A 10,007-nucleotide genomic window follows, 5' to 3' on the forward strand; every position below is an offset into this window, starting at 1 on the left:
GAGACACGCCGGCGTGTCTCCGCCCTGCCCTCGGCCGAGTTCGTGTTAAGCCATGAACAACAGCCGCAGCGCAAACCCGATCAGCAGCACGCCCATGACCCGCTCGAACCAGTGGCTGGCGCGCATGAAACGCTGGCGTACGGATGCTGCAGAGAGAGCTACGCTGACCAGGACGAACCATGCTGCATTGACGAGGCACATCCAGAGGCCGTAGAGCATCTGTACGGGGAGCGGCGTCTTTGCGCTGACCAGCGTGGTGAACACAGCCAGGAAGAACAGCGTCGCCTTGGGGTTGGTGGCGTTGGTCATGAAGCCGATGACGAAGGCTTGCCTGGGGGTTTGCTGCGCGGCGTCGCTCGGTGCATCGGTGGTCGCCTCGCCGCCCGTGCTGGGCTTGCTGCGGAGGAACTTGATGCCGAGGTAGAAGATGTAGGCCGCGCCGAGCCACTTGGCTGCTGTCATCAGCCAGGGGGTTGTGTGCAGCAGTGCGCCTACGCCGATGAGGGTGTAGAGGACGTGGACCGAGATGCCTGCGCCTATTCCTAGCGAGGTGTAGATGCCTGCTTTTCGGCCGTAGCGGACGGTTTGGCGGACGGCTACTGCGAAGTCCGGGCCTGGGGCGATCACTGCCAGCAGGTGGACTATGGCCAGGCTTAGGAATTCTGCCCAGTAGGGTGCGAACACATTTGACTCCGTGGTGGTGCGGTGGCGCTCCATTCTCCGTGCGGTGCCGCCTGGGGGCCGGCACTACCGCACGGTTTTCTACCGGTATCGTGAAGGCCGGCCAACGGCCGGCGCTACCGGGTCTCTTGCGACTGTGGGGGTCGCCATCAGAAGACTGCGGCGCGGTGTCCGTCGAGCATGCCTGCGTACGGCGCGGCCCAGTACCTGTGACCTGTAGTCTGGCTCAGAACCGCTCGGCTAGTTTGCAGAAAGATACTCTGAGATTTCTATCAGGTTGAGTTCGGGGTCCCGGACATAGACAGATCGGATCTTGCCCAATGCGCCGGTGCGCTCGATGGGACCCTGTTCGATCTTCACGGAGTTGATGCCGAGCTTCTGGATGACCTGATCCAACGGTACTGCGGCAATGAAGCAGAGATCCAGGGAGCCCGGCACGGGGAGGTGCGCCTTGGGTTCAACCTCTTGTCCCTTGATGTGCAGATTGATCTTCTGGTTGCCAAACCTGAAGGCCTTTCTGCCCGCTCCGAACGTTTCCAGGGTCATCCCCAGGACGTTGACGTAGAAGTGGGTAGTGGCCTCTTCTGCGGATGTGGTCAGCACAAGGTGATCCAGGTGGTCGATCATGGGGGCGGTCGCAAGTGGGCGGTGGTTTTATCGTAGCCGTATGCACATTGCACGTTGTGGCGCCTTGCAGCCGAAGCACGCCCCACGAAGAGGAACCGCCCAATCCGCTATCTGAACACCACGGTGCGGTGGCCGTTGAGGATGATGCGGTGTTCTACGTGCCGGCGCACGGCGCGGGCCAGTACCTGCGATTCGGTGTCGCTGCCGAGGCGGACCAGGTCGCGTGGGGTCATGGCGTGGTCCACCCGCGCTACGTCCTGTTCGATGATCGGCCCTTCGTCGAGATCGGAGGTGACGTAGTGGGCCGTTGCGCCGATGATCTTTACCCCGCGCGCGTGGGCCTGGTGGTACGGCTGCGCGCCCTTGAAGCTGGGCAGGAAGCTGTGGTGGATGTTGATCGCCCGGCCCGCCAGTGCGTGGCACAGGCGTGGTGACAGGATCTGCATGTAGCGCGCCAGTACCACCAGGTCGATCTGTTCGCGTTCGACCAGATCGATGATCTGCTGCTCCTGCACGTCCCGGTTGTCTGCATTCACCGGCAGGTGGTGGAACGGGATGCCGTAGGAGCCGGCCAGCGGGCCGAAGTCTTCGTGGTTGGAGGCCACTGCGGCGATGTCCACCTGCAGCTGGCGGCTGTGTGCGCGGAACAGCAGGTCGTTGAGGCAATGCCCCTGCTTGCTCACCATCACCAGCAGGCGGGCGCGGCGGCGCGCGTCGTGCAGCTGCCAGTCCATCTTGAAGTCGGTGGCCAGCCCGGTCATGCGGGTCTGGATGGTGTCGATGGGCTGGCGCGGGTCGCGGTCGAAGTGCACACGCAGGAAGAACCGGCCGCTTTCGTCATCGCCGAACTGCTGCGCATCCAGGATGTTGCAGCCCTGCTCGAACAGCAGGCCGGAGACGCGGTAGACGATACCGGTTCGATCCGGGCATGAGAGGGTGAGGATGGAATCAGGGCGCATGTCCCGAGTGTAGAGGACTAGCGCCCTTCCCTGCAGCGATGCTGTCAGGTGAAACTTTAAAACCGAGGGTCGCTGTCTGCGACTGGCTCGTCGCCGGCGCAGCGGGCGGCTATCGCGGTTCGGATCGAGCGATCAAGGTCCGTTCGTATCGCGAGGCGATTCAGATGCACTATCGCGCGCTGCGAATCGATCAACTCCAGCAGGGCGTGTGCCTGGCTTACCGTGAGCTCGCGCTGGATATCCGCGAAAGAGAACCCGGTGACCCCGCTACTACTGAAGGTCAGTGATTTGGTGAATCGCTTGCGCGCTGGCTCGCTCAAGGCAAGCAGTGGTGAGTCGTAGGGTAACACTTCGAGGTAGGCGGCCAGCGTGGCTGCGCTGCTGATGGGTGCGGCACGCTGTTCCAGGGTCGAGCGCTGTGCGCCGGATACAGCGGCCGTACTGCACGCTTCTGCCGTTGGTAGCATCAACACGGTCAACAACGCTGCGGCGGTCAGCACAACCTTCATTCTCTTCTCCCGTTCAACGCGGCAGGTTCGCCGCATCCGGAGAGTGGAGTCTTCGACGATCTCGAAGTGTGCGCGTGATTGCGGTATCACGACAATCAATCACGACGCATGTTTCGATCAGCGCGCTGGGTGCACGGTCAACGCGACCAACCGCATCACCACCGGGCGCACCAGCAGCACGCAACAGAACGCGGTGGGCATGGCGAGCTGGTAGGCGCCGAGTACGCGCATGGGGAAGTCGGCGTTGATGCCGGCGTTGGCGGCGGTGATCACCAGGCACATCAGCATGGCCATGATGGAGGCCATGAAGAAGGCAAAGACATACGGGGTGGCGCGGGCGCCGAGCTTCCAGCGGGTGGGGGCCAGGGTTTGAGCTTGTTGCGACATCAGGGGTCCAGTGGGCGGCAACCAGCGGTTGCGGGACCGGCACGATAGTCAGCGGGCTGCGGCGCGGGTAGACCGCCGGGCGTTGGCTCTTTATAAAGTAAGTCTTTGCAATGACCGGCCAAAATTGGCGCCATCATGAACATTCTGCAGTCAATCCGCAGTTTCATCCGCACCGCCGATGCCGGCAGCCTGGCGGCGGCGGCGCGCACGCTGGGGATCAGCCCGGCGGCGGTGGGGCAGAACATCGCGCGGCTGGAAACGCATCTGGGCGTGCGCCTGTTCAACCGCACCACGCGCACCCTGGCGCTGACCGAGCGCGGCGCGTTGTACCTGGCCGAGGTGCGGCATATCGAGCGCGACCTGCAACGGGCGCAGGCGGCGGTGACCGATCCGGAGGCGACCCCGCATGGTCGGCTGCGCATTGCCAGCACCTCCGCATTTGGCCGCCATGTGCTGGCGCCGATGCTGCCGGCATTGCAGGCGCGCTATCCACGGTTGTCGATCGAGCTGCTGTTGGCCGACCGCAGCGTGGACCATGCGCATGAAGATGTGGATGTGAGTTTCCGGATCGAGCCGCAGCTGGTGGACGGGCTGGTGGCGCGTGCGATTGCGCAGGTGCCGTTCCAGGTGTGTGCGGCGCCTTCGTACCTGGCGCAGGCGGGAGTGCCGGCGACACCGGAAGAGCTGCGCGAGCACCGTTGCCTGGTGTTCCGCTATCCGGTGGATGGGCGGTTGCTGCCGTGGGGATTCGTGCGCGAGGGGATCCGCTTCGAGGCGGAGATGCGGCCGGCGCTGGTGTCGGATGACATTGATGCGTTGGCGGCGATGGCGGCCGCTGGCGGTGGGATCGCGCGGTTGGCAGCGTTTGTGGCGGCGCCGTGGTTGGCGCGGGGGGAGTTGCAGGTGTTGTTTGCGTCGGGTGACGGGGCGCGGACTTCGCCGGAGCCGATGCGGTTGTTTTTGTGTGTGAGTGATCGAAGGGATTTGACGCCGAAGGTGCGGGCGTTGATGCAGCACGTTGTGGAGGGGTTGCCTGCTGCTTGGCGGGTGGATCTCGAATGAGATCTGGCCACGCCCGACCAACGGTCGGGCGCTACCGATTTCTGCAGCATTGCCCGTTTCGGGGCGATGCCGGGTCGGCCGAGGGCGACCTTAGGCCGACGGGGCGGTGAACACGCCGCGGGCTTCGCGCGGTTCGCAGCGCAGGTACTGCGGGGCGGGGGTGAGCGAGTCGCCCAGTGCTGCTGCGGCGTGCCAGGGCCAGCGCGGGTCGTAGAGGATGCCGCGCGCCAGTGCGACTGCATCGGCGTGGCCGTGGCGCAGGATCGATTCGGCCTGCGAGGGATCGGTGATCAGGCCCACGGCGATCACCGGCATCTTCACCTTGGCCTTGATGGCGGCGGCGAAAGGCACCTGGTAGCCCGGCTCCACCGGGATCTGCTGGCGCGCGTCGAGCCCGCCGCTGGAGACGTGCAGGAACTGGCAGCCGCGCAGGTCCAGGATCTGGGCCAGGGTAGTGCTCTGTTCGATATCCCAGCCGCCGGGCACCCAGTCGCTGGCCGAAATACGCACGCCAACGCTGATGCGATCGGAAACGGCGTCGCGCACGGCGTCGAACACGCGCACCAGCAGGCGCATGCGGTTTTCGAGCGAGCCGCCGTACTGGTCCTGGCGCTTGTTGCTCAGCGGCGAGAGGAACTGGTGCAGCAGGTAGCCGTGGGCGGCGTGCAGTTCGATCAGGTCCAGGCCGGCGCGTTCGGCGCGGCGGGCGGCGACGGCGAAGGCTTCGACGATAGCTTCGATGCCGGCTTCGTCCAGCGCGTCAGGGGTGGGGCCATTGGCAGCGAACGGCAGTGCGGAGGGGGCGACGGCGGTCCAGCCGTTGGGGTCGGTCGGGGGCAGCTGGCCGCCGCCTTCCCACGGACGCGAGGAGGAGGCTTTGCGGCCGGCGTGGGCCAGCTGCACGCCCAGCGGCATCGGCGACCATTGCTTGACCGAGGCGATGACCGAGGTGAGCGCGGCTTCGGCGGCGTCGTCCCACAGGCCCAGGTCGGCCCAGCTGATGCGGCCTTCGGGGAGTACGGCGGTGGCTTCGAGGATCAGCAGGCCGGCGCCGGACTGGGAAAGCTGGCCCAGGTGCTGGCGGTGCCAGTCGTTGGCCAGGCCGTCGGTGCAGGAGTACTGGCACATCGGGGCGATGACGATGCGGTTGGACAGCGTCAGCGGTCCGAATGATACGGGGGAGAAAAGCTGGCTCACGGGCGGGCAACTCGGGGAGAGATCAAACAGGGTGGTATTGCACCGCGAAGCGGGTTTGCGGGCAACCGCATGTGTGGAACGGTGAGGCGTTCGGCTTACGCGGAGAGCGCGTCTGGGAGCAGGAATGACAGGCCTTCTGCGCAGGACTGCTCTACCTTCAGGGTGAGGAGGTCGTCTGCCCGGGTGCGGCCGATGTTCAGGGCGGCGACGGGCAGGCCGGCCTTGGCGGCGGCCTGGACGAAGCGGTAGCCGGAATAGACCATCAGGGAGGAGCCGACCACCAGGACGGCGTCGGCCTGCTGCAGGTGGGCGTGTACGGCGTCGACGCGGGCGCGCGGTACGTTTTCGCCGAAGAACACCACGTCTGGCTTGAGGATGCCGCCGCAGGTGGGGCATGCGGGTACGTTGAAGGTGCTGAAGTCCACGCCGTCGAGGTCGGCATCGCCATCGGGGGCCTGTGCGGCATCGAGGCGGTCCCAGCCGGGGTTGGCGGCCAGCAGCGCCTGCTGGAACGCTTCGCGGCCGCTGCGGGTTTCGCAGCCCATGCAACGCACCTGGTCGAGGCGGCCGTGCAGGTCGATCACGGCGGCGCTGCCGGCGCGCTGGTGCAGGCAATCCACGTTCTGGGTGAGCAGCACTTCCATCTTGCCGCGCGCTTCCAGCGCGGCCAAAGCGGCGTGGGTGGCGTTGGGCTGGGCCTGGCCGAAGCGCGGCCAGCCGAGCAGGCTGCGCGCCCAGTAGCGTTGGCGGGTGGCCGCTTCGCCCATGAAATCCTGGTAGTTCACCGGTGGGGTGCGCTTCCACTGGCCGTCGGCATCGCGGTAATCGGGAATGCCCGAGTCGGTGCTGCAGCCGGCGCCAGTGAGGACGAACAGGCGCCGGGCGCGGTCGATGAAGTCAGCCAGAGGGGTAGACATGCCAGCTAGATGGGGGCGATTGGAGGGTTCACAATCGCCCCTGTCCGTTCAGGGTCCTGCGATGTCGGCCGGCAGTGCCGGCACGGCGGTGGGCTTGTGGTTCTCGTCCAGGGCAATCATCACGAAGTGGCCGCGGGTACACAGCTTGCGCTCGCCGGTGTGCAGGTCTTCGGCGATGAGTTCCACTTCCACCTTCATTGAGCTGCGGCCCACTTCGACGATACGGCCCACGGTTTCCACCATCTGGCCGATGCTGATGGGCAGCTTGAAGTCCACCTGGTCCGAGCGGGCGGTGACCACGGTGCGGCGCGAGTAGCGCGCGGCGGCCAGGAACGCGGCCTTGTCCATCCATGCCAGTGCCTGGCCACCGAACAGCGTGCCCATGTGGTTGGTGTGGTTGGGGAAGACGATTTCGGCCATGCGCACTTCGGTGGGCGGGACGATATCAACGGTGGCGGTCATGGCGGTGGGCCGTGCGGTGGGGGTCGACGACGATGATACGGCAGCGCCGGCAAACAAAAAGCCCCGGCAGTGCCGGGGCTTTCTGGCTAAGCGTGGTGCGCTTGGATCAGAACGACATGTCGAAGGCGACTTCGCCCTTCACGCCGACCTGGTAGGCCGAGGAGCGGCGTTCGAAGAAGTTGGTCAGCTCCTGCACGTCCTGCAGTTCCATGAAGCTCAGCGGGTTGCGCACGTTGTACTTCTTTTCCATGCCCAGGCGATGGAAATGGTTGTCGGCGCAGTGCTGCAGGTACTGGCGCATGTCGCGGGTGGAGATACCGGCCACGCCGCCGGACAGCACGTCTTCGGCGAACTGCACTTCGCATTCGATGGCTTCGGCAAGCATGTCATAGACCTGCTGCTTCATCTGGTCATCGAACAGGTCCGGCTCTTCTTCGCGGATGACGTCCACGCATTCGAAGGCGAACTCCATGTGCGCGCTTTCGTCGCGGAACACCCAGTTGGTGCCCGAGGCCAGGCCGTTGAGCAGGCCGCGCGAACGGAAGTAGTACACGTAGGCGAAGGCGGCGAAGAAGAACAGGCCCTCGATGCACGCGGCGAAGCAGATCTGGTTGAGCAGGAACTGGCGGCGCTCGTCACGGGTTTCGATGCGCTTGAGGTTCTGGATGGAGTCGATCCACTTGAAGCAGAAGTCGGCCTTCTTCTTGATCGAGTCGATGTTCTCCACCGCGTCGAACGCCTTGGCGCGCTCTTCCGGGTCCGGCAGGTAGTTGTCGAGCAGGGTCAGGTAGAACTGCACGTGCAGCGCTTCTTCGTACAGCTGGCGCGAGAGGTACATGCGCGCTTCGGGCGCGTTCAAGTGCTGGTACAGGTTCAGCACCAGGTTGTTGGACACGATCGAGTCGCCGGTGGCGAAGAACGCGACCAGGCGGTGGATCAGGTGGCGCTCGCCGGGCGACATCTTGCCATGCAGGTCGCTGATGTCGATCTGGAAGTTGATTTCTTCCACGGTCCAGGTGTTCTTGATCGCGTCGCGATACATGTCATAGAACTGCGGGTAGCGCATGGGGCGCAGGGTCAGTTCAAAACCGGGATCGAGCAGCATTTGACGGGGCTTGTCGGCCATGGTGTTTCGTCCTTCTTGGGGGTACCGACCAACGGTCGGTACCTACCGAATGTTTGATTTTCCCGGCATAACCGGCATTCCGGGGCAGGCACCGACCGTTGGTCGGTGCCTCCGGCGGGTGCCGGCCCGCTGGGCCGGCACGCCTTTTATTGGCAGGCCTCGCAGGCTTCCGGGTTTTCCAGCGAGCAGGCCACGGCTTCCACCGGGGTGTAGCTGCTGACGGTGGTCTTGGCGATCTTGGTGGCCGGACGCGAACGCAGGTAGTAGGTGGTCTTGATGCCCTGCTTCCAGGCGTACATGTACATGGAGGACATCGCGCCGATGTTCGGGCTTTCCATGAACAGGTTGAGCGAGGCGGACTGGTCGATGAACGCACCACGCTCGGCGGCCATGTCGATCAGCGAACGCATCGGCAGTTCCCACGCGGTGCGGTACACCTGGCGCAGGGTTTCCGGAATCTGGGCGATGCCCTGGATGGAGCCTTCGGCCAGCTTGATGGCGTCGCGCATTTCCGGGGTCCAGTGGCCCAGCTTCTTCAGCTCGTTCACCAGGTAACGGTTGACCTGCAGGAAGTCGCCCGAGAGGGTTTCGCGCTTGAACAGGTTGGACACCTGCGGTTCGACGCACTCGTAGCAGCCGGCGATGGACGCGATGGTCGCGGTCGGGGCGATGGCGATCATCAGCGAGTTGCGCAGGCCGTGTTCCTTGATGCGCTCACGCAGGGCATCCCAGCGTGCGGTGTCTTCGGGCACCACGTTCCAGGCGTCGAACTGCAGTTCGCCGCTGGCGGCACGGGTGTCGGCGAACGACGGGTGCTTGCCGCGTTCCTGGGCCAGTTCCACCGAGGTTTCCAGGGCGTGGAAGTAGATGGTTTCGGCAATCTTCTTCGAGAGCGCGCGGGCTTCGGCACTGTCGAAGGCCAGGCGCTTGCGGAAGAAGACGTCCTGCAGGCCCATGCAGCCCAGGCCAACCGGGCGCCAGCGCAGGTTGCCGCGGCGGGCCGATTCGATCGGATAGAAGTTCAGGTCGATCACGCGGTCGAGCTGGCGGATGGCCAGGCGCACGGTGTCGGCCAGCTTGTCGTAGTCGAACTCGCCGTGGGCATCGAAATGGTTGCCCAGGTTGATCGAGCCCAGGTTGCACACCGCGGTTTCTTCGGCCGAGGTGATTTCCAGGATTTCGGTGCACAGGTTGGACAGGTGGATCACGTTGCCGGCGCGCAGGGTCTGGTTGCTGGCGCGGTTGCACTTGTCCTTGAAGGTCATCCAGCCGTTGCCGGTTTCGGCAAGGGTACGCATCATGCGCGAGTACAGCTTGCGCGCGGAGATGGTGCGGTTGGCCTTGCCCTGCGCTTCGGCCTGCAGGTACGCCTGCTCGAAGGCTTCGCCGAACAGGTCGGTGAACTCGGGCACCACGCGCGGATCGAACAGCGACCATTCCTGGTCGGCTTCGACGCGCTTCATGAACAGGTCCGGGACCCAGTTCGCCAGGTTCAGGTTGTGCGCACGACGCGATTCGTCACCGGTGTTGTCACGCAGTTCGAGGAAGTCCTCGATGTCGGCGTGCCAGGTTTCCAGGTAGACGCAGGCCGCGCCCTTGCGCTTGCCGCCCTGGTTCACCGCGGCCACGGACGAATCCATGGTCTTGAGCCACGGCACGATGCCGTTGGAATGGCCGTTGGTGGACTTGATGAGCGAGCCGCGCGAACGCACGCGGGTGTAGCTCACGCCGATGCCGCCGCTGAACTTGGACAGCTGGGCGATGTCGCCGTACTTGGAGTAGATCGATTCCAGCGAATCCTGCGGCGAATCGAGCAGGAAGCACGAGGACAGCTGTTCGTGGGTGGTGCCGGAATTGAACAGGGTCGGGCTGGACGGCAGGTAGTCCAGGTTGCCCATGCGCTTGTACAGCGCCAGGGTTTCGGCCACGTCTTCGCTCAGGGCGCTGGCGATGCGCAGGAAGAACTGCTGCGGGGTCTCGATCACCTTGCGGGTGTGCGGGTGGCGCAGCAGGTAGCGGTCGTCCAGGGGACGCAGGCCGCAGTCAGCGACGTTCAGGTCCAGCGCGAGGTCGATGGCCG

At 65.0% G+C, this 10,007-nt stretch carries 11 protein-coding genes; 1 reads left to right on the forward strand and 10 read right to left on the reverse strand.

Annotated elements, in window-relative coordinates; translation table 11 throughout:
* Positions 1–45 precede the first annotated feature (45 nt).
* The 5 genes from ACGFZ3_RS18520 to ACGFZ3_RS18540 all read right to left on the reverse strand — a co-directional run bounded on the left by ACGFZ3_RS18520 (position 46) and on the right by ACGFZ3_RS18540 (position 3,163).
* A complete protein-coding gene (locus ACGFZ3_RS18520; RefSeq protein ID WP_392924652.1) occupies positions 46–684 on the reverse strand; it encodes a LysE family translocator in 639 nt (212 codons plus the stop codon).
* A 237-nt stretch (positions 685–921) separates the two neighbouring features.
* Positions 922–1,308, reverse strand: a complete 387-nt coding sequence (locus ACGFZ3_RS18525) for a VOC family protein (protein ID WP_392924655.1) — start codon at positions 1,306–1,308, stop codon at positions 922–924.
* 107 nt (positions 1,309–1,415) lie between these two features.
* A complete protein-coding gene (gene purU, locus ACGFZ3_RS18530) occupies positions 1,416–2,267 on the reverse strand; it encodes a formyltetrahydrofolate deformylase (protein ID WP_392924658.1) in 852 nt (283 codons plus the stop codon).
* A 56-nt stretch (positions 2,268–2,323) separates the two neighbouring features.
* On the reverse strand, positions 2,324–2,776 hold the full coding sequence (locus tag ACGFZ3_RS18535; protein ID WP_392924661.1) for a hypothetical protein: 453 nt from the start codon (positions 2,774–2,776) through the stop codon (positions 2,324–2,326).
* Positions 2,777–2,893: 117 nt separating this feature from the next.
* Positions 2,894–3,163, reverse strand: a complete 270-nt coding sequence (locus ACGFZ3_RS18540) for a DUF2798 domain-containing protein (protein ID WP_282248136.1) — start codon at positions 3,161–3,163, stop codon at positions 2,894–2,896.
* Between the two features lie 135 nt (positions 3,164–3,298).
* Here ACGFZ3_RS18540 and ACGFZ3_RS18545 point away from each other — a divergent pair, with 135 nt between their 5' ends.
* On the forward strand, positions 3,299–4,225 hold the full coding sequence (locus tag ACGFZ3_RS18545; protein ID WP_392924664.1) for a LysR family transcriptional regulator: 927 nt from the start codon (positions 3,299–3,301) through the stop codon (positions 4,223–4,225).
* Between the two features lie 90 nt (positions 4,226–4,315).
* Here ACGFZ3_RS18545 and ACGFZ3_RS18550 read toward each other — a convergent pair whose 3' ends face one another.
* From ACGFZ3_RS18550 to ACGFZ3_RS18570, 5 genes are all read right to left on the reverse strand, one after another.
* Positions 4,316–5,422 (reverse strand): NADH:flavin oxidoreductase/NADH oxidase, encoded by a 1,107-nt coding sequence (locus ACGFZ3_RS18550; protein WP_392924667.1) that lies wholly within the window; start codon positions 5,420–5,422, stop codon positions 4,316–4,318.
* Between the two features lie 95 nt (positions 5,423–5,517).
* On the reverse strand, positions 5,518–6,339 hold the full coding sequence (locus tag ACGFZ3_RS18555; RefSeq protein ID WP_392924669.1) for an NAD-dependent protein deacetylase: 822 nt from the start codon (positions 6,337–6,339) through the stop codon (positions 5,518–5,520).
* Positions 6,340–6,387: 48 nt separating this feature from the next.
* Positions 6,388–6,801 (reverse strand): acyl-CoA thioesterase, encoded by a 414-nt coding sequence (locus ACGFZ3_RS18560; protein WP_392924672.1) that lies wholly within the window; start codon positions 6,799–6,801, stop codon positions 6,388–6,390.
* Positions 6,802–6,907: 106 nt separating this feature from the next.
* Entirely contained in the window at positions 6,908–7,927 is a 1,020-nt protein-coding gene (locus tag ACGFZ3_RS18565; RefSeq protein ID WP_392924675.1) for a ribonucleotide-diphosphate reductase subunit beta, read from the reverse strand.
* Positions 7,928–8,073: 146 nt separating this feature from the next.
* A partial coding sequence (locus ACGFZ3_RS18570; protein ID WP_392924677.1) for a ribonucleoside-diphosphate reductase subunit alpha occupies positions 8,074–10,007 on the reverse strand: 1,934 nt, incomplete at its 5' end.

The organism is Stenotrophomonas sp. NPDC047960, assembly GCF_043204395.1.
Classification (GTDB): domain Bacteria; phylum Pseudomonadota; class Gammaproteobacteria; order Xanthomonadales; family Xanthomonadaceae; genus Stenotrophomonas.

Coding starts and splice junctions, on each gene's coding strand:
- ACGFZ3_RS18525 (WP_392924655.1), bottom strand. CDS start 1,308: ATGATCGACCACCTGGATCACCTTGTGCTGACCACATCCGCAGAAGAG.
- purU (WP_392924658.1), bottom strand. CDS start 2,267: ATGCGCCCTGATTCCATCCTCACCCTCTCATGCCCGGATCGAACCGGT.
- ACGFZ3_RS18535 (WP_392924661.1), bottom strand. CDS start 2,776: ATGAAGGTTGTGCTGACCGCCGCAGCGTTGTTGACCGTGTTGATGCTA.
- ACGFZ3_RS18540 (WP_282248136.1), bottom strand. CDS start 3,163: ATGTCGCAACAAGCTCAAACCCTGGCCCCCACCCGCTGGAAGCTCGGC.
- ACGFZ3_RS18545 (WP_392924664.1), top strand. CDS start 3,299: ATGAACATTCTGCAGTCAATCCGCAGTTTCATCCGCACCGCCGATGCC.
- ACGFZ3_RS18555 (WP_392924669.1), bottom strand. CDS start 6,339: ATGTCTACCCCTCTGGCTGACTTCATCGACCGCGCCCGGCGCCTGTTC.
- ACGFZ3_RS18560 (WP_392924672.1), bottom strand. CDS start 6,801: ATGACCGCCACCGTTGATATCGTCCCGCCCACCGAAGTGCGCATGGCC.
- ACGFZ3_RS18565 (WP_392924675.1), bottom strand. CDS start 7,927: ATGGCCGACAAGCCCCGTCAAATGCTGCTCGATCCCGGTTTTGAACTG.